Below are 21,206 nucleotides of genomic sequence, written 5' to 3' on the forward strand. Positions count from 1 at the left end.
CCCAGCCCCGCTCGCCGCTCGCTCCGCCCCTGCTCCGCTGCCCACGCGTCACGTTTAGCCCGCGAAAGTCGCTCTGCCCCGCTCCAGGGCACCGACGTGCGTTTAGCCCCCTAATCGCGATCTGCCCGGGTCCCGCTCGCCCGCCCACCGGATCGCGTTTAGCCCGCGAAAGTCGAGTCCGCCCGGTCGCGCTCCCCGCCGCCCCGGATCGCGATTAGGGGGCTAAACGCAGGTCGGCGGCAGGGGCCCCAGATCGCGGTTAGCCCGCGAAAGTCGCTCCGGCGGGGCCGGGACAGCAAAGCGGGGCGGCACTCCGGATGGAGTACCGCCCCGCTTCGGGGGTGGAACTAGTGCGCGTGGCCGTGACCGGCCGCGGCGGGCTCCTCTTCGGCCGGCTTCTCGACGACGGAGCTCTCCGTCGTGAGCACGAGCCGGGCGATGGAAGCAGCGTTCGCCACCGCGGACCGGGTCACCTTGACCGGGTCGACGATGCCGGCGGCCAGCAGGTCGGTGAGCTCACCGGTGGCTGCGTTGAAGCCGTGCCCCCAGTTCTGCTCCTGGACCTTGTTCACGATGACCGCGCCCTCGTGGCCCGCGTTGGTCGCGATCCAGAACAGCGGGGCGGACAGCGCGTCGCGGACGATGCGCACACCGGTCGCTTCGTCGCCCTCGAGGCCGAGGCCGCCGTCGAGCTCCTTGACCGCGTGCACGAGCGCCGAGCCACCGCCGGGCAGGATGCCCTCTTCGACGGCCGCCTTGGTCGAAGCCACGGCGTCCTCGATGCGGTGCTTACGCTCGTTCAGTTCGGTCTCGGTGGCCGCGCCGACCTTGATCACCGCGACACCGCCGCCGAGCTTCGCCAGCCGCTCCTGCAGCTTTTCGCGGTCCCAGTCGGAGTCGGTGTTCTCGATCTCCTTGCGGATCTGCGAAACGCGCCCGGCGATGTCGTCCTTGGTGCCGGCACCGTCGACGAGCGTGGTGTCGTCCTTGGTGACGACGATCCGGCGCGCGTTGCCCAGCTGGGCCAGCGTGGTCTCGGACAGCTTGTGCCCGATCTCGGCCGAGATGACCTCGCCGCCGGTGACGACCGCGAGGTCGTCCAGGAACGCCTTGCGGCGGTCACCGAAGAACGGCGCCTTGACCGCGACGGCGGTGATCGTCTTGCGCAGCGAGTTCACGACGAGGGTCGACAGCGCTTCACCGTCGACGTCCTCGGCGATGATCAGCAGCGGCTTCTTCGCCTCGACGACCTTCTCCAGCACCGGGAGCAGGTCGGCCAGGGCCGAGATCTTCTCGCGGACCAGCAGGATGTAGGCGTCCTCGAGGATCGCCTTCTGCTCCTCCGGGTTGGTCGCGAAGTGTGCCGACAGGAAACCCTTGTCGAACTGCACACCCTCGGTGATCACGAGCTCGGTCGCCAGCGTGGACGACTCCTCGATCGTGATGACGCCGTCTTCGCCGACCCGCTCGACGGCCTCGCCGAGCAGGGCGCCGATGGCCGCGTCACGCGAGGTGACGGTGCCGACCTGGGCGATGTTGTCGCGGCCCTTGACCGGGGTCGCCTTCTCCTTGAGGACCGCGATGACCTTCTCCGCGGCGGCCTCGATGCCACGGCCGACGGCGGTCGGGTTGGCACCGGCGGCGACGTTGCGCAGGCCGACCTTCACCAGCGACTGCGCGAGCACGGTCGCGGTCGTGGTGCCGTCACCGGCGACGTCGTTGGTCTTGGTGGCGACGCTCTTGGCGAGCTGGGCGCCGAGGTTCTCGAACGGGTCGTCGAGCTCGATCTCGCGAGCGACGGTGACACCGTCGAGGGTGATGGTCGGGCCACCGAACTTCTTGTCGAGCACGACGTGGCGACCGCGCGGGCCGAGGGTGACCTTGACCGCGTCGGCGAGCTTGTTCACCCCGCGCTCGAGCGCGCGACGAGCGTCCTCGTCGAAACTGATCTGCTTGGGCATGCCTGTTCCGCTTACCTTCCAGTCTTACTGCTCGGGAAACACGAACGCCCCGTTCCCCGGCAATGCGGGGCCCGGGGCGTCATGCGCTGAGAGCGGACGTCAGTTGATGACGGCCAGCACGTCGCGGGCGGAAAGGATCAAGTAGTCCTCGCCGTTGTACTTCACTTCGGTGCCGCCGTACTTGGAGTAGATGACGACGTCGCCGACGGAAACGTCGAGCGGGACGCGGTTGCCCTTGTCGTCGATGCGGCCCGGGCCAACGGCCAGAACCTTGCCCTCCTGGGGCTTCTCCTTGGCGGTGTCGGGGATGACGAGGCCGGAAGCGGTCGTCTCCTCGGCCTCACTCGTCTGGACAACGATCTTGTCCTCGAGCGGCTTGATGTTCACGCTCACCGGGTTGACCTCCACGGTCGTCGAAAGCGTTGGCAGGATGAGTTACGGCTCCTACCACCCCCGCCGTCGCGGGTGCCGGGGCGTGTTCGGGCCGTGCAATTAGCACTCTAGCCATGTGAGTGCCAGCTTCGCAAGGAGGGTCCGCTCACCCTGCGGAAACTTGGCCTCTGAGCGCCTGACCGGCCGTTTTGTTCCGCCAGGGTTCCGCGCCGCTCTCAATCGCGCTCGCCTGCTCACAGTCAGTATGCCCGCTGACGGAGCAGCCTCGGCCTGCCGTCGGCTGGTCTCGATGCTCGCGTCTAAGCGTCTGCCGCCATGCTCCCCTGCCGCCTGCGAACGGGCACAGATGAGCGGCGGCTCTCCTCCCCCATCTTCCTCGCCCCTGCCATCGTTAGCGCCGGGTCGACGGTGTCAAGGGTGGGCGAAGCTCATCGCGAAGCGACGCCGTAGGCGCCCTTGATGGCGGCGGGTCGGGGTTAAAGGATCGCGCGCGAGGGATGGCCGCCGCCGGGGACGCGTGCCGTAACACTGATCGACTTGGCCGCGACGTTCGCCGCATGTGGTTCGACGTCTGCGCCGCTGTCGGCGGTGCGTACACCTGGCCGAGCTTCCGGCGGGCCGCCCGGCGACCGGCGGCCGGAGCGGAGCGGCAGGCCGTCCGTGTCGCCTCTCGGGCGAGCCCGCCGAACGCGAGGTGACGTACGCGCCGCCGACGGCGGCGCCTTGATCCCATAGAGCCAAGTTCGGCAAGTGGCACAAGATTCGAGCAGTCCCAGCTACCAGGAAGTGAGGTTTCCTTGCAGAACTTACGAGCCTTACTTGGCGATCGCCTACTCTGTTTTCTACTAGCCTGCAATTCGGACATCATAAATAGCGCAGATCCTGAACTATCGGATCAGCAGATGGAAGTACATGACAAACTCCAACAAATATGCACCCACATCTCCAGCGCAGAAGAGTTTCATCGACGGTGGGCAATCTCAGGAATTCTCTTAGAATTCCACAGCGCCGTAGGCACAACCTGGGCAAATGCCTGCCGCTCCTACTGCGGCGGGCAGATCGACTATAGCCCCAGCCCTAGCGATAAATGTCGAGAACTGCTTGCAGTACTTGCTCGCGATCTATACCCAGGTTTCTTGTTACCTGAACGAGACGACGGGTTCGGCATGACCGTCGACCCCATCATTTCCAGCGCAACCCACAACCACCCTGCTCGACTCGATTTTTGCCGAGAAATACTAAAAGATTCATCTTTAAAGCTCTTATTCCCTGACCAAGATCCCAGACATATTGACGATGAAACTCGCCTTTACGAGATGACCTCCTTCCTTCAATTTTCCAACGGGAGCGGTAGGTCATTTCAATTAGCCGGACTAGCCGAGCACATCTTAAGGTCCGCGTATTCCAGACTTCTATTTGACTCCACTGAAGCTAAGCCTTTTTCTTCACACGTAGACGACGTGCTACAAGATGTTAGAACGATGGCTAAAGGTGAACCCGCTGCTATACCGGCAATCGTCAGACTATCGGAGATAGAACTTCCCGAGGGGGAAGAAATTAGATTTGAGGACGCCGTCCTGAGCCCCTTGAGTGACGCTCATCGGCGACTTCCATCAAATCAGCCCAGCGCCTCAGCGATCCTCACAACAACCGCACAAACACGTCTGCTCGAAATACGCAAATGGGAGACATTTGAGCGCAATCTCCATGACGATCACAAGAAATATGAGCGCCAATATGAAGAGTGGTTCCGAGATTTTAGAGACTCAGTTGACCTAATTCGATTCGCGATCATATGCGCTTCAACAAGCGACTCATACCTAGCACCCAAGCAAGTCTCCGCAACGTTCCTTGACCCGTTCTCCCCCATGCCCAGCTCTAGCGAATCCGCCATGCAATTCTCAATGAGAAGAGAAACGGTTCAGAGTCATCAAGTCGAGGAAATAGAGAATTGGTACAAGCGGCTCAAGGCGGAGCCGCATACTCTGAAGATCGCAATGCGTCGAATACTCGCCGCAACCAGCGAGAGAATTGACCCAGTAGATGGATTTATTGACGCGGTAATGGCATGGGAAAACATGTTTAGCGGAACACCGGAGACGTCCTTGCGGGTCTGCGGGGCGATAAGCAAGCTCTTAGAGCCGAGTGACATCGACAGGCGTCGAACCCTATTTGCCGAGCTAAAGCGACTATACAGGCTTCGTAGCAACCTGGTCCATGGCGCAGATACGGAACCCTCGATGCGTGAAATGCTAGTCCATCGAGATAGGGCCATTGAAATAGCGCTTAATTCGATGCGAGAGATCTACAATCACCAAGGATTTCCGGGAGAAAAATCCGCGACTCGCAGCGACAGCATTCTTCTATGGACCATAGAAGAATTGGAAAGGCGGCCGTAAATCTAGTTTCAAGCCCGAACTTACCGTACCGAGTTCGTCATTCGATTTCCGCGAATCATCTAACGCGCAGGCGCTAGAGCTACTTTTACTGTTAGCCTGGGGGGTATGCGTGGTGCGGGTGATCAGCTCAGCATTGGGGAGCGTATTGCCTTCTACCGGCGGCGGCGTGGTCTGTCGCAGGCGGTTCTTGCCGACCTGGTGGGCCGGACTGAGGACTGGCTGAGCAAGATCGAGCGCGGGGAACGCGAGATCCGCCGCCTCGATGTGCTGGCCGACGTAGCGCGGGGCCTGCGGGTGACGCTGGGAGATCTCCTCGGCGAGCCCGTGCTGATGGAGGACGAGGACAAGAACGACGACGTCCCGGCCATCCGAGACGCCCTGATGGCTCCTCGGCGGTTGTCCCGCACCTTGTTCTCCTCGGCCATGTCGCCGGAGTACATCGACCCGGCCCCGGTGGCTCAGCTGGTGGAGGGTGCCTGGTCCAGCTATCAGAAGGGTGACCTTGGCCGTGTCGTGGCCGCGCTGCCGGGTCTGATCAAGACCAGTCAGGGCATGGAGTCCGCCTCGGCCGATGACGCGGCCTACCGGCGGGCCTGCGCTGCGGTGTCGGCCCGCGTTCACCACCTGGCCGCAACCACGCTGAGCAAGATCGGTGAAGCTGACCTAGCGTGGATCGCGGCAGAGCGCGCCATGCAGGCTGCCGACGAGGCCGATGACCCGCTGGTCCTGGCCTCGGCTGCCCGCTCGGGCACTCACGCGCTCCTGGCCGTCGGTCGGTTTGACGACGCGCTTGAGCTGGGCGACGCGGCTGCGAAGTGGCTGGTCCCGAGGATGCGCGACGGTGATCCGGCTGCACTGAGTCTCTACGGGATGCTCTACCTGCGGACGGCCGTCGCCGCTGCTCGGCAACAGGACCGGTCGACGGCCAACGAGCTGCTGTCGCACGCGGGCCGCGCGGCCGATCAGCTCGGCGTGGACGCGAACTACTGGCAGACCGGGTTCGGCCCGGCCAACGTCGAGCTTCACCGCCTGTCTGCGGCGCTGGATCTGGGCGACATTTCGCAGGTGATCGAGTCGGCTCCGAGGATCAGCGTCGACCACCTGCCGGTAGAGCGGCAGGTCACGCACCTGATCGACTTCGCGCGGGCGTTGAGCCTGGTCGCGAAGGATGACGAGGCGTTGTCGGCGCTGCTGACGGCTGAGCAGAAGGCTCCGGGGATCGTCCGGCACAGTACGGCGGTGCGGGAGGTCGTGCGGTCGATGTATCGCCGCGCTCCGGCGACGGCTGGTAAGAAGTCCTCGCCCTTGTTGGCGTTGGCTGAGCGCTGCGGCGCGGTGAGGTAGGTCGGGTGGCGTCGCGTGTTCTGGGCCTGGTGGGCTCGGGTGCTGGTGGTGTTGAGGACCTTCTTCCGCGCGTGATCCGGCCTCTCCAGGAGGACGGCTGGACGGTCGCGGTGACCCTGACTCCGACGGCGGGGCGCTGGCTGGACGAGAACGGCGGCCGCGCCGAGATCGAGGAGGCCACCGGGTTCCCGGTCCGGGTCGAGCCCCGCACGCCGGCCGAAACCAGCCCCCATCCCGCCCCGGACTGCTACCTGGTCGCGCCCGCCTCGGCGAACATGGTCGCCAAGCTCGCGATGGGCATCGCCGACAATCAAGCTCTGACGCAGGTCAACGAGGCCATCGGCACGCTCAACCTGCCGGTCGTCGTCTTCCCGCGCGTGAACGCCGCGCACGCTCGTCACCCGTCCTGGGAAACCCACCTCGACGCGCTGCGGCGCGCTGGCGTGCGTCTCGTGTATGGGAACGACGTGTGGCCGCTGCACGAACCGCGGAGCGCTCCGGGCCGTGAGCTGCCCTGGTCAGCGGTGCTTTCCGCGGTGAACGAGGCCGTCCCTCTCCCCCTCTAATCCCTACCCGGACAGTTTGTCCGGGGTGAGGCTCCTCACTGGGTGTCTCCTGTGTCCAGCGCGCCCGACCGGGCTCGCCGAGACCGAGACACCGGGAGAGCACACATGGGCATTCACGTGGTGATTCAGCCCCTCGTCGGCTACGGCGCGGCGGTGGTCTCACCATCTCCTGGCGTTCGTCAGCTCGTCGCCGGAAGCGAAGAAACCTCCTTCATCGTCCAGGTGCCCGCCCGTATCGGCGGCCTGATGGACACCGCACGGTTCGCGCAGAGTCTCGCGGCCGCTGCCAGCGAGTTCAGCGAGTGGTGCGAGACCCAGCACCGAACGCGCTCGCATTCCTCTTCCTTCACCGATCACTGGTCCGACGCTGCCGACGAAACCGTCACGCGCAAGAACGACTGATCACACGAACCTAGGAGCAACAAATGGCTATCTACAAGGGTTTTCGGTTCCCCATCGAGTTCGACGAGGCGTTCGGTCAGGGCTTGGTCATGGTCGGTGAGGTGTCGCCGGACAACGAGTACCAGTCACGCGAGGACAGGTCGTCGGGTCGTCCGGCGCGTCAGCGGGTCGACGAGGTGACGGGCAAGCGTCAGTGGAAGGTCACGGTGACCGACCCGGACGAGGTCAAGGCGAAGCGCGCGTCGTTCGAGATCACGCTGCTCGCCGATGTGCAGCCGGTGCCGACCACGTCGGAGGTGCTGCCGGGAATGCGTCCGATCGAGCTGGAGGGCCTGACGGCTGAGCCGAAGGTGGCTGGTCAGGGCGAGTTCAAGTACCAGTCCTACCTGTTCCGCGCGACCGGCTTCAAGGCCGCTGCTTCGGGTGGGGCGTCGAAGTCGTCGCGGACCTCGGGCGCCGCCGAGTCAACGCCCAAGGCTGCGTGATGCAGGGCGGGGTGCCGGGGAGCCACGGTGTGGCCGTGGTTTCTCCGCATCTGGTCCAGGCGTGGGAGATGGCTTACCGCCACTACAGCGCGCTGAGGGCACAGACTGCCCAGGTCGTCGACCCCTTGGCGGCGCACGACGTGGGTGTTGCTTCCCTCGCGGTGGCGTCGGCCTGGCGGGACCTCCTGGCGGAAGGCCAGTTGCCGTGGTGGGTGCTCGCGGCCGTGACAGCGGCGGCTGAGGGATTCGAGGAGAACGCGCGGTCGTGGGAGATCCGCGCTTACAGCGAGGAGGGGCAGGGCCGTGGCGTTCAACGCGATGTGGAAGCCGGGGCCGCAGGCGGTCGCGGGAATGCAGGGCAATGGTTCGGCGAACCCGGCCCTGGTGATCTACCTGGACCCGGACAGCCTGGCGATCATGCCGCCGTCCGACCCGGCCGCGTGGCCGGAGTTCATCCGGCTCCTTCGCCAAATCCGCGACAGCGCGGACGAACTGGCCGTGTTCCTCGGCAAACACGCGGCGGTGCGCAATGACGACTCCGGGCCGGAATGAGCCGCAGACCCTCAAGGACGCGCACCTGGTCGCCTCGGCTCGTCGGCCGAAGCCCGGGTCGAACAGGTCGACGTGGTTGAAGTTCCATAAAGAGAACGCGCGCATGTATCAGGCCGTGTCCGATGTGGACCGCGCGCACCACCACGAACTCAAGTACTGGGTCGGTTATGAGGAGCGGAAGGCCGAGGAGGTGGCCGCGCAGATCCAGAAGGAGAAGTCGCAAGTCAGCTGAAAACTGAATGACAGAGCGAAAAACGCACGTGAGGACGTGCGGCGTACAAACACGTCCTCAATCGCTTTTCTTGTCCTGTAAGGCGCAGAAGCGGAATCCGGCTACCAACCTTGCCGCTCCTGCGCTGTCCACAACCTCTGGAAGTGAACAATGACAACGCTAAACGATGGCAACAAACGTCCGCTAGACGGGGTCACCCGAACGCGCTGCACAGTCTGTAAGCGGTTCGCGAAGCTGCTGCCCGGCGAGAAGGAATGCGCTCCCTGTCAGGGAATGCTCCCGCTGGACCTGACCGGCGGTGATCGCCGATGAACGGGATCGGTGTCCTTCTCATCGGCGGCGGCGTGCTCGGCGTGGTGGTGTGGCTGCTGCACAAGCTCGGTCGCGCGCTCGCCACGATCCTGGAAGTCCTGGCGGCGGCCGCATTGGTGTTCATCGCCCTCTGGTGGCTGCTCAAATCGTTGCTGTGGCTGGCAAAGCAAGTCGTCACGCGCTGGCGGACCAGTCTCACAGTGGTGGCGCTCGTGGCGTGGTGGCAGTACCTCGGGTGGCTGCCCCTGGCGATCGTGACAGCCTCGGTCGTCGCCGTGCTGGCGTCGTGGCAGCTGATCGACGTCGTGTCCTACGACCACCACTGCGGCCGGTTCCTCCGGTCCTGGTGGATGCGCTGGGCGGTCTACGCGCGCAAGCTCCCGGCCTGGCTGCACGCCTGCGGGCTGAGCATCCGGGACGAGACGCTGCCGGTGGAAGTGACGGTGAACCTGGTCGGCCGTCGACGTTTGCTGTCCCGCAAGGCCGCCTCGGCATCACGGGCCGTTCAGGTGCCGAAGGTGCTCAAGGTCCGATCGGGGCCGTCGTGGGATGAGGTGCGGGTGCAGCTCGTTCCGGGGCAGAAGCCCGAGGACTTCGACGAGGCCGCGCGGGCGCTGGCGGTGGCGCGCAAGGTCAAGCGGTGCCAGGTGCGGGAACTGGAGCCCAACGTGGTCTCCATCGACTTCCAGCGCCGTGACCTACTCAAATCCGCGGTGACCTCCCTGCCGGTTCCTGACCTGGTGTCCCTCGATGGGCTCGGCGTGGATCTGCGGCATGTGTGGTCCGGGACCACGGAGTACGGCTCGGACTGGCGGGTCCCGCTGGTCGGCTCGGGTGCGCACTGCCTGACCGCTGGCGCGACCGGATCGGGCAAGAACTCGGTGATGTGGTGCCCGCTGGTGTCAGCCGCACCCGCGATTCGGTCCGGTGTGGTCCGGGTGTCCGGCATCGACCCCAAAGGGATGGAACTCGCCTACGGACGCGGGATCTTCGCCCGGTACGCGGTGACCGGTAAGCAGGCGCTCGAACTCCTCGACGGCCTGCTTGAGGAGATGGAAGCCCGCAAGCACGAGTTCGCCGGACGCGTGCGCATGATCCCGATCAGCGTCGAGCATCCGCTAGAGGTTCTGGAGTTCGACGAGATCAGCGCGTTGACCAAGTACACCGACCGCAAGACCCGTGACGCGATCGTGGAAAAGGTCGCGCTCCTCACCACGCAAGGCAGGGCCTTGGGGATCACGGTGCGCGGCTACGTGCAGGAACCAACCAAGGACACCGTCCCGGTTCGTGAGCTGTTCCCGCGCCGGGTGTGTCTGCGGGTGACCTCGAAGACGCATGTCGGGATGGTGCTCGGCGACGGCGCTTACGAACGCGGTGCGTGGGCGAACCGGATCGGTGATTCCGAAGCCGGTGTCGGCTACGTCTGGGGCGAAGGCGTCCGCGAACCCCTGCGCGTCCGGGCCGGATGGGTCGCCGACGAGGAGATCAAGGCGCTGGAGAACTACGTGACCAACTGTGGCGCTCACGTAGTTGGACTCTCCGAGGGGAGGGCAGCGTGAACCGGCTGATGGTCTTCCTCGACGCGATCCGCGATCACCTCGACTCGTTCGCGCTGCCTCCGTCCGCGTCCGTGCGGGTTGGGGTGGGTCCTGATCCGATCACGGTGCAACTCGACTCCGACCGTCTGGAGGACGTTGCCCGTGGGCTGCTCACCTGGGCTGCCTCGCTTGACGACGTGACGGCTTCGCTGTGGCGTCCTGCGGGCGGCGGGTCGGTGCACCTGGAACTGAGCGGCCGGACTCCCTGTGGCATCCCGGTGGTGGTCTACGGCGGTGTCTGGTTCGACGAAGCCACGTTCCCGGACCTGCCTGCGGGGATGCGGCAGGAGATGCCGGTGTTCGTGCTGCGGCAGTGGAACGCCCCTGGGGAGGTGGCTGCCTGATGAGTACCCAGGAATCCGCGGTGACTATGCCGGCCAAAACCCGGGCGGCTCGGATGCGTGAGCCTCTGGCGTCGGACGTGGTGAAGGCGACCGCTGAGAAGCACGGGGTTTGTGTTCGGCCGTTCACGATGGAGGTCGGCGATACCGACACCGGAGAGCTTCGCTACGTCCCTGTCCCGTGTGGATCGACGGTCGAGTCGGTGTGCCTGCCGTGTGCCCGGAAAGCGAAGGCGCTGCGACAGGTTCAGTGCCGCGAGGGTTGGCACATCGACACCGAACCGGACTTCACCCCAGAGCCGCCCTCCGAAACCCAAACAGAGTTGTTGGCGTTCCGGGCTGACCTCGTCGCCGCCTACCTGCAAGAGACCAACCAGGCCGAAGCCGACGAACTGCGCGAGGAAATCCAGGGAGTCGACGACGAACTTCGGCAACTCGGGATGCGCGGCCGCCTCCCCTCGATCGACCTGCCCACGAAGAAGGCGGTCAAGCGGTCGACCAAGCGGCGGCAGGACGCGCCGAACCTCCCTCGACGCAAGGTCGCCAAGACCACGCTCGGACGCGAGTATGCGGGACGGTTCCGGCCGTCGATGTTCGTCACGCTCACCTGCGACACCTACGGCCCGGTCCGCTCCGACGGTGCACCGGTCGACCCGGCGACCTATGACTATCGGCGGGCGGCTCGGGACGCCGTGCACTTCTCCGCGCTGGTGGACAGGTGGTGGCAGAACCTGCGGCGCGTGGTCGGGTGGGACGCGCAGTACTTCGCGACCGTTGAACCGCAACGGCGGGCGGCTCCGCACCTGCACGCGGCGATTCGGGGATCGGTGCCGCATGACGTGATCCGGCAGGTCACCGAAGCGACTTACCACCAGGTCTGGTGGCCTGCCCACGACAAAGTGGTCTACGTCGACCGGATGCCCCTGTGGGACGGCGACGCCCGGGTGTTCGTCGACCCGGACACCCGCGAACCGCTTACCTCGTGGGACGACGCGGTAGAAGCCGTGGAAGACCCGGCGCACGTGGTCACCTTCGGCCATCAGGTCCACTCCAAGGGCATCCTCGGCGGCACCGAAGAAGCCGGACGGCACATCGGCTACCTGACCAAGTACCTCACAAAATCCACCGGTGAGGTCGTCGAAGCCGACACCACCCGGCAGAAGGACCACCACGACCGGTTCCACGCGGAACTGTCGGTGACACCCTGCTCTCCTCGCTGCGCGGTGTGGCTGCTCTACGGCATCAACCCCAAGGGCGCCAACGGAAAGACCACACCAGGGCACTGCAAAGGAAGGGCGCACCGGCGGACCACGCTCGGCCTGCCAGGACGCCGAGTGCTGGTGTCGCGCAAGTGGTCGGGGAAGACGCTCGTCGACCACAAGGCGGACCGGAAAGCGTTCGTCCTGCAAGCGCTGGCGGCGGTCGGGATCGAGAAACCGGCACCGGACCCGGCTCGGTTGGTCTGGCGCAAGGTCGACTCCGGGGATCCGTTTGTGCCGCCTCGGGACCACCTGGTGATGCACGCGATCTCGGAACGCATCACCTGGAAAGCCGAGTACGACAAAGCACTGCTAGCCGCGCAGAGTCCGCCAGATCTTTCGGCAACTCCGCTCGCTGCCTGACTTTGGGGGACGCCATGAACGACAACATTGCACGACTGGACACCCTTCTCAGCACTCCTGAGCTCTGCGATTTCCTCGGCATCAGCCGGGACACGCTCTACGAGTGGCGAGAGATCAACACGGCTCCTCCTGCGATCAAGCTGCCCAACGGCCACTTGCGGTTCGCGCTGACGGCGGTGCGCGAGTGGCTGAGCGGCAGGCAGGAGCGTGCGGCATGAAACCGACGCATCAGGTCCGGCTGTGGGAGATCAAGACCATGCCGCCGGACAAGAAGACCGGCAAGAAGCGGCGGCGTCCCTACGGCGTCCGCTGGATCACTGCTGGCCGAGAGCACTCGCAATGGTTTGCTACCAAGGCTTTGGCGAAAGCTGAGCTGTCCAAGCTCCAGCAGGCCATGAACCGCGGTGAGACGTTCGATATCGAGACCGGGCTTCCGGAGTCGATGTACCGGGAGGAGCGATCACCGACGCTGCTTCGGGTCGTCCGTGAGTACCTGGATCACGTCTGGCCGGACCTGTCGCCGAACTCGCGCGGGCGTCTCGTCGACGGGCTAGCCGTTGCGGTGCAAGGGTTCCTGACCGAGGAACCAGACTTTGACCCTGCGGTGGTCCGGCGTGTGCTGACTACGTTCGTGCTCCCTCCAGACGGGTCGACCGTTGAACCGACGACGGAAGGGCGGGAGGTTGCGGCGTGGCTTGCGGACCATTCGCGTCGGGTTGTCGAGCTGGCCGACCAGGACGGCGTGACTGAGGTCGGGCGGGCGCTGCGGACCAACCTGGACGGCAAGCGTGCGGCCAACAGCACAGTGGACACCAGGAAGGGCGCGCTTGTGCAGGCGCTTGGGTTCGCGGTCGACAAGGCGTATCTCGGCGAGAACCCGTTCTCCGGGCTGAACCTGGTCAAGTTCCGGGATGTGCAGGCCGTTGACCCTGGCGTCGTCGTGAACCCGCTCCAGGCTCGGGAACTGCTGGCCTCGGTCAGCTACGTGCGGCCTCGCTGCCGGAACCGATCGTGGCGGCCGTTCTTCGCGGCGCTCTACTACGGCGGTGTCCGGCCGAGCGAGGCTCGGTTCCTGGCTGAGCAGCATTGCGAGTTGCCTCGGACCGGCTGGGGTGCGCTCGTGCTTCCGAACTCACTCGGTCGGTCGGCTGCGCGGTACAGCGACGACGGGCAGACGTACCAAGTTCGGTCGCTGAAGCATCGGGCGGACACGGCGACCCGGACCGTGCCGATCCCGCCGGTACTCGTCCGGCTCTTCCTCGATCATCTGGACGAGGTTGGGACCGGGCCTGACGGGCGACTGTTCTGGGGCAAGGACGGTGCCCCGATCAGTAACGCTTCGTACACGGATATCTGGCGTCGGGCTCGGCTGTTGGGTCTGCCGCCTCGCCTGGCGGGCTCGATGCTGGCCGGACGTCCGTATGACCTACGTCACGCTGCCGTCTCGTCGTGGATCGCGGCCGGTGTGCCTCTCCCTGACGTGGCGGACCGGGCGGGGCACACGGTGGACATGCTGACGAAGGTCTACGCGAAGTTCGTCCACGGAACCCGGTCGACGGCGAATCGCAAGATCGAGATGTTCCTAGACGATGATCTCGGCTAGGCGCGGTACGGTGGATGTGCCCTCGGATGAAACACCAGGTCCGGGGGCATGTTCGCGTTCCGGGCTTGTTCCGTGGCTGTTCCGTGGACACCACCAAGCGGCCGGTGATCGTCACAGACAGTCCCAGACGCCAGTTCTTCGGCAGTTTCGCGTTATGACTGACAGGAGCCCGAATTTGGGCCTGGACCGGAACCTCTTGCAATCACCTTGAGTGACTGAAATCCCGCGAGCCTTCTAGCCATGTGAGTGCCAGCTTCGCAAGGAGGGTCCGGTCACCTTGTCTCCGAGCGCCTGACCGGCCCTTTTCCCGCAGGGCATGCCCGTCTGATCAGGGCCCCTTGGCTCCGAGTGCCGAATTCGGACCGCATACGCCGATGCGCCCCTACCTTCGGATCGACGCATGCCGGAGGGGAAGAAACGATGTCGCCGCTCCTCGCGCGGAACAAGCTGCCCGTGTACCTGCGGCTGATGCGGGCGGACAAGCCGATCGGCGCGCTGCTGCTGCTCTGGCCAACGCTGTGGGCGCTGTGGATCGCCGGTCCGCCGTCGCCATGGATAGTCGCCGCCTTCGTCGCCGGGGTGTGGCTGATGCGCGCGGCGGGCTGCGTGGTGAACGACTACGCGGACCGAGGGTTCGACGGTCACGTCAAGCGCACCGCGAATCGTCCTCTGGCCGGTGGCGCGGCGACGGGCAGGGAGGCGCGCTGCCTGTTCGGCGTCCTGGTGCTGCTTTCCTTCCTGGTGGCCACGACGCTCAACCTGTTGACGGTCGTGCTCTCGGTGGTGGCACTGGCGCTGGCGTGCGCGTATCCCTTCGCGAAGCGCTACACGCATCTGCCGCAGGTGGTGCTGGGCGCGGCGTTCGGCTGGTCGATTCCGATGGCCTTCGCCGCCTCGGCGGGATCCTTGCCGCCGGTTTGCTGGCTCCTGTTCCTCGCCAACCTCTTGTGGGTCGTCGCGTACGACACGCAGTACGCCGCGGTCGACCGGGACGACGATCTGAAGATCGGCGTGAAGTCCACGGCGATCCTGTTCGGCCGTCACGACAGACTGGCCATCGGCGTCCTGCAAGGCGCGATGCTGGTGCTCATGGTGGTGGTCGGCCGTGTGGGCTCGCTCGGCTGGGAGTTCGACCTCGCCGTCGTGGTCGCGGGCGCGTTGTTCGTCCACCAGGGCAGGCTGACCGCGAGTCGCGAGCGGGACGGCTATTTCCGGGCGTTCATGAACAACAACCTGGTCGGCATGGTGCTCTTCCTGGGCCTCCTGGCAGCGGATCGCGTTTAGCCCGCTAAACGCAGGTCGGCGGCCGGAGCGCGATTAGGGGGCTAAACGCAGGTCGGCGAGGGTGGTCACCAGGGCATCGGGGTCGAGGGCGGCGAGAGTCCGGCGCTTGGCGGGCGTCGTCGCGAGAGCGACCGAAGCGACTCCGGCGGCGCGAGCGGCCAGGACGTCAGCGGCCGAGTCCCCGATCATCACGCACTGGCGAGGCGAAGTGCCGAGAGCCTTCACAGCGGCGTCGAGGAGTGCCGGATGAGGCTGAAGGCGCGCGGGGTCGCTCGTCGTCCGGGCGCTGATCCGGCGGACGTCCTCGGCGAGTTCGTGCAGCCCTAGGAAGGACCTGACCGCGTCGACGGAGTTGTTGCTGACGATCGTCACCGCGAGTGAACCCTTGCGCGCTCCACTCGCGGAGCACCTCCGCGGCGCCGGGAGCCGGCGAAACCTGCGCGACGGCCTCGCCTTCCAACCGGCCGAGCTGCCGCTCCACGACATACGCGGCGTTCGGACCGCACGAGGCCGCGAACCGGAGCACGTCGAACGGATCGGCGGACGTTCTTACTTCCGCGGGCAGATCGGGTTCGACGAGACGCTTGAGCCTGTCCGCCACCTCGCTCGCCGGAAACCTGGCGAACACGTCGCACACCGGACCGTCGAAGTCGAGGAAGACGTGGTCCTTCTCCCGCAGAAGCTCCTTCGCCCCAGTCATGCCCCCACCTTGCCACCGACCTGCGTTTAGCCCCCTAATCGCGATCTGCGGGGACCTTACGGAAGAGGCGGGTTTCTGGTTAGGTTCCGACCATTGGGGTCGGTCCTGTTCAGCCAGACCTAGTCACTGGGGGTATACGCCCATGCCGCGTCCCTTCCGTCCCGTCACCCTCGAGCCGCTCCGGCGCCGGTCCAAACGGACCGCCGGGCTCGCGGTCCTCTCTCTCGCCGCCGGGCTCCTCGCCGCCGTCCCTGCCGAAGCCGCTCCGGCGGATCAGCAGCGCCAACGCGACTTCGCGGCCGCCGCGCGGGAATTCGGCGTCCCCGAGCACGTCCTGCTCGGCGTCTCTTTCCTGGAGTCGCGCTGGGACTTCAACGCCGGCACCCCGAGCACGTCCGCCGGTTACGGCCCGATGCACCTGACCGACCTGCGCGAAGCGGGCGCAGGCACGCATCACGACGAAGGCGGGGAGGACCCACGCGGCGACGAAGCCCGCCAGCCGAAGCTCCCTGTGACCCCGGCACCGAAGCCGCCTCCCCCAGGTCTCCAGACCATCGACGAGGCGGCCGCGCTGATCGGCCAGAACGTCAAGACGCTGCGTACGGACACCACGCAGAACATCCGCGGCGGCGCCGCTCTGCTGGCGAAGTACCAGCGCGAAGCCGGCGACTGGCACGCCGCCGTCGCGCGCTACAGCGGCGCGAAGGACGAAGCGGGAGCCCGCTCCTTCGCCGACGAAGTCTTCGACACCATCTCCAAGGGCGTCAGCCGTAAGACCGACGACGGCCAGAACGTCACCCTCGCCGCCACGCCGGTGAGCCCCGCACGCGCACAGACCGAAGACGCCAAGACCGAGTGCCCGAAGAAGGTCTCGTGCCTTTCGGTCCCGGCGCCGTACCAGGAGCTGCCGAACAACGACTACGGCAACCACGACAAGGCGGACCGGCCGAAGAGCCAGAAGGTCGAATACATCGTCATCCACGACACCGAGGGCTACTGGGACACGGCGATGGACCTGGTCCGGGACCCGACGTACGTGAGCTGGCACTACACGATCCGCTCGTCCGACGGCCAGATCGCGCAGCACGTGCCGACCAAGGACGTCGCCTGGCACGCGGGCAACTGGTACGTCAACGCGAAGTCCGTCGGCATCGAGCACGAGGGCTTCGCCGCGAAGGGCACTTGGTACACGGAGGCGATGTACCGCACCTCCGCGAAGCTCGTCGGCTACCTCGCGCGGAAGTACGACGTCCCGCTCGACCGCGCGCACATCATCGGCCACGACAACGTCCCGGGCACGATCCCGTCGACCATCAAGGGCATGCACTGGGATCCGGGCCCGTACTGGGACTGGTCGCACTACTTCGACCTGATGGGCGCACCACTGACCGGCTTCGGCCGTCCAGGTTCGCCGCTGGTGACCATCACGCCGGACTTCGCCACGAACCGGCCCGCGTTCACCGGCTGCGAGGGCGGCGGAAAGCCCTGCCCGGCGAGGGGGTCCGGTTCGGTGGTGCTGCGCAGCGAGCCGAACGACGCGGCGCCGCTGCTCAAGGACATCGGCCTGCGCCCGGACGGTTCGGCCAGCACGATGGACGTCTCCGACATCGGCAGCCGGGCGGAGACCGGCCAGCGGTACGTGGTCGCCGAGCGGCGCGACGGCTGGACGGCGATCTGGTATCTCGGCCAGAAGGGCTGGTTCCGCGACGCACGCGCGACGAGCCCGGCGTTCGGCCTGGTCGTGACGCCGAAGCCCGGTCTGGCGACCGTCCCGGTGTTCGGGCGCGCGTACCCCGAGGCGGAGGCGTATCCGGCGAACGTGCCGGTGCAGCAGGTCGTGCCGCTGCCGTACACGTTCTCGGCCGGACAGCGGTACTCCCTCGGCAACGTGGTCGGCTCCGAGTACTTCTCGGCGACGACGTTCGACCCGGCGAACCATGTGGTCGTGAAGGGCAAGACGCGGTACGTGCAGATCCAGTTCGGGCACCGCATCGCCTTCGTGAAGGCGGACGACGTCCGGATCCTGCCCGCCTTCTGACCCAGCGCCCGGATCGCGTTTAGCGGGCTAAACGCGATCCGGGCGCGGGTCAGGAGTCCAGGGCGACCTTGACGCCGGGGGCGTGCTCGGTGTTCCGCCGCGTCTTCGACCAGCCGTTCCGGCCGCGGACAAGGCGGAACAGCGCCCGCCACGACGTGATGTAGAACGTGTAGATGTAGAGCGCGTAGGCGAAGCCCATCCCGAGCCCGCGCAGGAGATTGCGGCTCTTCAGGCATTTGAACTGATAGATCGGGCCCCACACGATGAACGGCAGCAGCCCGAACGAACCGTAGATCGCGAACAGGATCCACGCGCCGTCGTCGGCGAACCACGTCCACACCTGCGCCGGATCCCCCGCGGTGCTGAACAGCAGCAGGATGAACGGGATCGGGTACAGCAGCGAGCCGAGCAGCTGCATCCACGGCTGCGCGAGGTAGTACATCATCTCCGCCGCGCCCAGCGTGCTCACGTGCGGCGAATCCCAGATCCGCCGCAGATACCGCGAACACTGCATCGTGCCCTGGCCCCACCGCGTGCGCTGCACCAGGAAGCGCCGGAGGCTGTACAGACCTTCTTGCTTCACATGGGAATCCGGGGTGTACCCGGTCCGCCAGCCCGCTGTCAGCAGGTGCACGCCGAGTTCGAAATCCTCCAGCAGCGAACCGCGCCACGGATGTTCGTCGTCCCCGGCGATCGAGTCCAAAGCGGACAGCCGGGTGAACTGACCGTTGCCGCCCATGGAGATCGTGCCGGTGAACCCGCGCGAGGTCTGGATCGCCGCGATGGCCGTGCGGAACTCGAGATCCTGCATCTGGGCCAGCTTCAGCCCGAAAGCGCGGGAGAACCAGTTCTTCCCCGGTGGCCGGGTGTCGGCGTTGCCCATCCAGACGTCGAGTTGCACCGCGCCGATGGTCTCGTCGCCGAACAGATGGTCCGCGGCGCACACTTCGAGGCAGTTCTCCGCCGGACGGCCGTCCGCGTCGACGACCACGACGACGACGTCGTCACGGCTCGCGTCGGGACCCATCCAGAAGTTGAGCGCCTGGTAGGCGGCGTTGAGCGCGTCGCCCTTGCCCGTCCTCGCCTCCGGACGGCGCCGGGGCACGAGGTGCAGGTACGGGTCGTAGCCGCCGTTGCGCCGCCAGATCGACTTGACGACCCGGGCGGTGCGGTCCTCGGAGTCGTCGTCGACGACCCAGACGTGCGCGTGCCGGAACGTCGAACGCAGGTACCGCACCGTTTCGCGGATGACGGTCTGCTCGTCCCGGCACGGGACGAAGAAGTGCCAGGTGAAGTCGGCGGCGTCGCCGACGGGCGCGGGTTTGCGCCGCAGGTACGGCACGACGATCACGACCACGTACACGATGAACGCGACGCTCATGGTGAGCGCGAACGCCTGGGTGATCGCGAGCAGGATCTTGATCGAACCGGCGCCCATCAGGCGGCCTCGCGCGCGGCCCGGGGCTTCCGGGTGCCCAGCCAGACGAACAGCACGAGGGCGACCGCGCCGCCGAGGACGCTGACCATCGAACCGAGCAGGGTGTGACCCCAGTAATAACCTTCGTCCACCCCGAGCCAGTTCACCAGGCCGACGATCGCCAAAACCCTCATCTGATTGACAAGAATGACCACCGCCGCCGAAATGGCCAACGAGAAGAACAACCTCTTCGCATTCCCTGGGCGGAAATACAACATGACCGCTGTCACCAACAACAAGGGCAGCAACATGAATGCCGAAGAGCATTCCGGCGTCATTCGTAACCCGAGTGGAGTATCGCCCGACAACCCAAAGTAGACAGTCTCGCGTTCGCCCGCAACGAAGACACCCGATGTGGTGATAACCCTCAGTATCAGTCCCGAAAGCTGCACTTCGAACACCCGATACAGGCGTTCGGCCAGCACCAGGCCGATCGCGAAGGCGATCACCGCCAGCACCGCCATACGCAGCGGAAACCGACTTGAGCTCGGCAAGGGAGCGCTCGCAACGGCCACGATGACCCTCTCAGGAAAGGCGCAGCAGACGACGGGGTTCAGCGAAGCGGACAGGGACCTCGCCGACGAGGGTAAGTCAGCGAGAACCGGTCCTTTCGACCGGGGTTCGCATTGACAATCTGATCATGACGCCTTTCGGCACGATCGTGGAGAAACTGACTAGGCCGAAAGAGTGACTTCTTCGGTGACCTGCGGCAAAGGACCGAAACTCCACCTGATCCGGTGATCCTCGCAGTTTCTTGTTCAATTTGGGAAACACTCGGCGATAGACGATCCGCGAGCCGAGTCAGGCCAGCTGAGGATTCGTCCGCATCGGTTGCGCCCACGTGCCGACCGCAGATGAAAGAAAACCCCCACGAATCAATTCGGAGGACCAGTTGAAGAACACGCACCTCTTGCGACGAGGCGGACTGCTCGCCGCTGTGGTGGCGAGCGTGGCTCTCGCCGGTGCGGCGCCCGCCTCGGCGGCCCCCGGTGACGGCTCCGCGTATGGCGTCAAGGTCGATGTGAAACTCCTCGGCCTCGACGCGGTGAAGGCCGGACCGCTCGCCGAAGCGAAGACCTCAGGGCCGACCACCAACAGCCTCGCGAAGGCGGATCTCACCGGGATTCTCACCGCCGGCGCGATCAACACCGAAGCCAAGCGGGACGACAACTCCGGCGCCGTGACCGCCAAGGCCAGCACCGCCGATGTCGGTTTGCCGCTGCTCAAGGGTGCCCTCGGCACGGTCGGCGCCAAGGCCGTCGAAGCCACCTGCACCGCGACCCAGAAGGGTGTGCAGGGCGCGACGAACCTCGTCGGGGCGAACCTCGGCAGCGCGGGCGCCGTCGACTCCACTCCCGCACCGAACACTCAGGTCAAGGTCGGTCTCGGCGCCATCAACGTCGCGACGATCATCCTGAACGAGCAGATCAAGAACAGTGACGGCAGCCTGACGGTCAACGCGATCCACGTGAAGTTGGCCGGCGACGCGCTCACGCCGATCGGCTCCGGCGACGTGATCGTCTCGTCGGCCACCTGTGGTCCGGCCGGTCTGCCCGTGCCGCTCGCGTCGGGTGCCGGCCTGTGGATCGGTCTCGGCCTGCTCGGTGCCGTCGCCATCCCGGTCGGGATCCGAGTCGTGCGCGGACGTCGCCCGGCGACCAGCGCCTGATCAGGATCAGGTGAGGTCGAGATGTACAAGTTGCCTGGCGCCGGAGTCGGCGTCGCCGGTGGCGGGGTGGGTGCCCTCGCCGCCACCGGTGCCGATGTCGGCTGGTGGCTGGCGGTCGGCGTGATCCTGCTGGTTCTGGGAACCATCGCGGTCATCGCCGGCTACCGCCGCACGAAACGGCTCGGCCGGACCGGAAGCTGACAGATCGGCCGCCGGCGTGGACCCCTT

22 protein-coding genes are annotated in these 21,206 nt (G+C 66.0%); 17 read left to right on the plus strand and 5 right to left on the minus strand.

The window, feature by feature from the left end; genetic code table 11:
- Positions 1-347 precede the first annotated feature (347 nt).
- Positions 348-1,961, minus strand: a complete 1,614-nt coding sequence (gene groL, locus CFP71_RS18305; protein WP_093935082.1) for a chaperonin GroEL — start codon at positions 1,959-1,961, stop codon at positions 348-350.
- Positions 1,962-2,060: 99 nt separating this feature from the next.
- Complete coding sequence (groES, locus tag CFP71_RS18310; RefSeq protein ID WP_007031106.1) at positions 2,061-2,354, minus strand: co-chaperone GroES; 294 nt, start codon at positions 2,352-2,354, stop codon at positions 2,061-2,063.
- 557 nt (positions 2,355-2,911) lie between these two features.
- On the opposite strand from groES, the gene CFP71_RS44645 reads away from it, so the two are divergent.
- The 14 genes from CFP71_RS44645 to ubiA all read left to right on the plus strand — a co-directional run bounded on the left by CFP71_RS44645 (position 2,912) and on the right by ubiA (position 15,094).
- Entirely contained in the window at positions 2,912-3,052 is a 141-nt protein-coding gene (locus CFP71_RS44645) for a hypothetical protein (RefSeq protein WP_208635983.1), read from the plus strand.
- Positions 3,053-3,256: 204 nt separating this feature from the next.
- On the plus strand, positions 3,257-4,753 hold the full coding sequence (locus CFP71_RS43590; protein ID WP_143267110.1) for a HEPN domain-containing protein: 1,497 nt from the start codon (positions 3,257-3,259) through the stop codon (positions 4,751-4,753).
- 105 nt (positions 4,754-4,858) lie between these two features.
- Complete coding sequence (locus CFP71_RS18315; RefSeq protein WP_093935083.1) at positions 4,859-6,097, plus strand: helix-turn-helix domain-containing protein; 1,239 nt, start codon at positions 4,859-4,861, stop codon at positions 6,095-6,097.
- Between the two features lie 5 nt (positions 6,098-6,102).
- Entirely contained in the window at positions 6,103-6,663 is a 561-nt protein-coding gene (locus CFP71_RS18320; RefSeq protein ID WP_093935084.1) for a flavoprotein, read from the plus strand.
- A 105-nt stretch (positions 6,664-6,768) separates the two neighbouring features.
- Positions 6,769-7,065, plus strand: coding sequence for a hypothetical protein (locus tag CFP71_RS18325; RefSeq protein ID WP_093935085.1), 297 nt, complete (start codon positions 6,769-6,771; stop codon positions 7,063-7,065).
- A gap of 23 nt (positions 7,066-7,088) precedes the next feature.
- Positions 7,089-7,550 carry a hypothetical protein gene (locus CFP71_RS18330; RefSeq protein WP_093935086.1) on the plus strand — a complete coding sequence of 154 codons (462 nt, stop codon included), beginning with the start codon at positions 7,089-7,091 and terminating at the stop codon, positions 7,548-7,550.
- Between the two features lie 303 nt (positions 7,551-7,853).
- A complete protein-coding gene (locus CFP71_RS18335) occupies positions 7,854-8,102 on the plus strand; it encodes a hypothetical protein (RefSeq protein ID WP_093935087.1) in 249 nt (82 codons plus the stop codon).
- Positions 8,080-8,334 carry an AMED_5909 family protein gene (locus tag CFP71_RS45340; RefSeq protein WP_093935088.1) on the plus strand — a complete coding sequence of 85 codons (255 nt, stop codon included), beginning with the start codon at positions 8,080-8,082 and terminating at the stop codon, positions 8,332-8,334. Before CFP71_RS18335 ends, CFP71_RS45340 begins: the two co-directional genes overlap by 23 nt.
- Positions 8,335-8,642: 308 nt before the next feature.
- Positions 8,643-10,205: an FtsK/SpoIIIE domain-containing protein gene (locus CFP71_RS18345; protein ID WP_093935089.1), complete on the plus strand. Its 1,563-nt coding sequence runs from the start codon at positions 8,643-8,645 to the stop codon at positions 10,203-10,205.
- Positions 10,202-10,588: a hypothetical protein gene (locus CFP71_RS18350; RefSeq protein WP_093935090.1), complete on the plus strand. Its 387-nt coding sequence runs from the start codon at positions 10,202-10,204 to the stop codon at positions 10,586-10,588. The genes CFP71_RS18345 and CFP71_RS18350 overlap by 4 nt, the downstream gene beginning before the upstream one ends.
- Complete coding sequence (locus CFP71_RS18355; protein ID WP_093935091.1) at positions 10,588-12,207, plus strand: replication initiator; 1,620 nt, start codon at positions 10,588-10,590, stop codon at positions 12,205-12,207. Before CFP71_RS18350 ends, CFP71_RS18355 begins: the two co-directional genes overlap by 1 nt.
- 14 nt (positions 12,208-12,221) lie before the next feature.
- On the plus strand, positions 12,222-12,425 hold the full coding sequence (locus CFP71_RS18360; RefSeq protein WP_093935092.1) for a helix-turn-helix transcriptional regulator: 204 nt from the start codon (positions 12,222-12,224) through the stop codon (positions 12,423-12,425).
- Complete coding sequence (locus tag CFP71_RS18365) at positions 12,422-13,810, plus strand: tyrosine-type recombinase/integrase (RefSeq protein ID WP_244199725.1); 1,389 nt, start codon at positions 12,422-12,424, stop codon at positions 13,808-13,810. The genes CFP71_RS18360 and CFP71_RS18365 overlap by 4 nt, the downstream gene beginning before the upstream one ends.
- 420 nt (positions 13,811-14,230) lie before the next feature.
- Positions 14,231-15,094, plus strand: coding sequence for a 4-hydroxybenzoate octaprenyltransferase (gene ubiA, locus CFP71_RS18370; RefSeq protein ID WP_093935093.1), 864 nt, complete (start codon positions 14,231-14,233; stop codon positions 15,092-15,094).
- Positions 15,095-15,127: 33 nt separating this feature from the next.
- Here ubiA and CFP71_RS44970 read toward each other — a convergent pair whose 3' ends face one another.
- Positions 15,128-15,466, minus strand: a complete 339-nt coding sequence (locus CFP71_RS44970) for an HAD family hydrolase (protein ID WP_244199726.1) — start codon at positions 15,464-15,466, stop codon at positions 15,128-15,130.
- A gap of 470 nt (positions 15,467-15,936) precedes the next feature.
- On the opposite strand from CFP71_RS44970, the gene CFP71_RS18380 reads away from it, so the two are divergent.
- Positions 15,937-17,832, plus strand: coding sequence for an N-acetylmuramoyl-L-alanine amidase (locus CFP71_RS18380; RefSeq protein WP_093935094.1), 1,896 nt, complete (start codon positions 15,937-15,939; stop codon positions 17,830-17,832).
- Between the two features lie 49 nt (positions 17,833-17,881).
- Here CFP71_RS18380 and CFP71_RS18385 read toward each other — a convergent pair whose 3' ends face one another.
- Both CFP71_RS18385 and xrtP read right to left on the minus strand, forming a co-directional pair.
- Positions 17,882-19,270: an XrtP-associated glycosyltransferase gene (locus tag CFP71_RS18385; RefSeq protein WP_093935095.1), complete on the minus strand. Its 1,389-nt coding sequence runs from the start codon at positions 19,268-19,270 to the stop codon at positions 17,882-17,884.
- The gene (xrtP, locus tag CFP71_RS18390; RefSeq protein WP_093935096.1) at positions 19,270-19,773 is read right to left on the minus strand and encodes an exosortase P; all 504 of its coding nucleotides are present in this window, start codon (positions 19,771-19,773) and stop codon (positions 19,270-19,272) included. Before xrtP ends, CFP71_RS18385 begins: the two co-directional genes overlap by 1 nt.
- Positions 19,774-20,201: 428 nt before the next feature.
- Between xrtP and CFP71_RS18395 the strand changes: the two genes are divergently transcribed.
- Together CFP71_RS18395 and CFP71_RS18400 are read left to right on the plus strand one after the other, a co-directional pair.
- Positions 20,202-20,978: a choice-of-anchor protein CoaP gene (locus CFP71_RS18395; RefSeq protein WP_093935097.1), complete on the plus strand. Its 777-nt coding sequence runs from the start codon at positions 20,202-20,204 to the stop codon at positions 20,976-20,978.
- 21 nt (positions 20,979-20,999) lie between these two features.
- A complete protein-coding gene (locus tag CFP71_RS18400) occupies positions 21,000-21,179 on the plus strand; it encodes an LPXTG cell wall anchor domain-containing protein (RefSeq protein ID WP_093935098.1) in 180 nt (59 codons plus the stop codon).
- Positions 21,180-21,206: the final 27 nt, after the last annotated feature.

It is taken from the genome of Amycolatopsis thailandensis, assembly GCF_002234405.1.
In the GTDB taxonomy this organism is placed as follows: Bacteria; Actinomycetota; Actinomycetes; order Mycobacteriales; family Pseudonocardiaceae; genus Amycolatopsis; species Amycolatopsis thailandensis.

Bases quoted from the DNA above. Each gene is read 5' to 3' on its own strand.
- groL (WP_093935082.1), bottom strand. From the start codon at position 1,961: ATGCCCAAGCAGATCAGTTTCGACGAGGACGCTCGTCGCGCGCTCGAG.
- CFP71_RS44645 (WP_208635983.1), top strand. From the start codon at position 2,912: ATGTGGTTCGACGTCTGCGCCGCTGTCGGCGGTGCGTACACCTGGCCG.
- CFP71_RS43590 (WP_143267110.1), top strand. From the start codon at position 3,257: ATGGAAGTACATGACAAACTCCAACAAATATGCACCCACATCTCCAGC.
- CFP71_RS18315 (WP_093935083.1), top strand. From the start codon at position 4,859: ATGCGTGGTGCGGGTGATCAGCTCAGCATTGGGGAGCGTATTGCCTTC.
- CFP71_RS18325 (WP_093935085.1), top strand. From the start codon at position 6,769: ATGGGCATTCACGTGGTGATTCAGCCCCTCGTCGGCTACGGCGCGGCG.
- CFP71_RS18330 (WP_093935086.1), top strand. From the start codon at position 7,089: ATGGCTATCTACAAGGGTTTTCGGTTCCCCATCGAGTTCGACGAGGCG.
- CFP71_RS45340 (WP_093935088.1), top strand. From the start codon at position 8,080: ATGACGACTCCGGGCCGGAATGAGCCGCAGACCCTCAAGGACGCGCAC.
- CFP71_RS18345 (WP_093935089.1), top strand. From the start codon at position 8,643: ATGAACGGGATCGGTGTCCTTCTCATCGGCGGCGGCGTGCTCGGCGTG.
- CFP71_RS18355 (WP_093935091.1), top strand. From the start codon at position 10,588: ATGAGTACCCAGGAATCCGCGGTGACTATGCCGGCCAAAACCCGGGCG.
- CFP71_RS18360 (WP_093935092.1), top strand. From the start codon at position 12,222: ATGAACGACAACATTGCACGACTGGACACCCTTCTCAGCACTCCTGAG.
- CFP71_RS18365 (WP_244199725.1), top strand. From the start codon at position 12,422: ATGAAACCGACGCATCAGGTCCGGCTGTGGGAGATCAAGACCATGCCG.
- ubiA (WP_093935093.1), top strand. From the start codon at position 14,231: ATGTCGCCGCTCCTCGCGCGGAACAAGCTGCCCGTGTACCTGCGGCTG.
- CFP71_RS18380 (WP_093935094.1), top strand. From the start codon at position 15,937: ATGCCGCGTCCCTTCCGTCCCGTCACCCTCGAGCCGCTCCGGCGCCGG.
- CFP71_RS18385 (WP_093935095.1), bottom strand. From the start codon at position 19,270: ATGGGCGCCGGTTCGATCAAGATCCTGCTCGCGATCACCCAGGCGTTC.
- xrtP (WP_093935096.1), bottom strand. From the start codon at position 19,773: ATGGCGGTGCTGGCGGTGATCGCCTTCGCGATCGGCCTGGTGCTGGCC.
- CFP71_RS18400 (WP_093935098.1), top strand. From the start codon at position 21,000: ATGTACAAGTTGCCTGGCGCCGGAGTCGGCGTCGCCGGTGGCGGGGTG.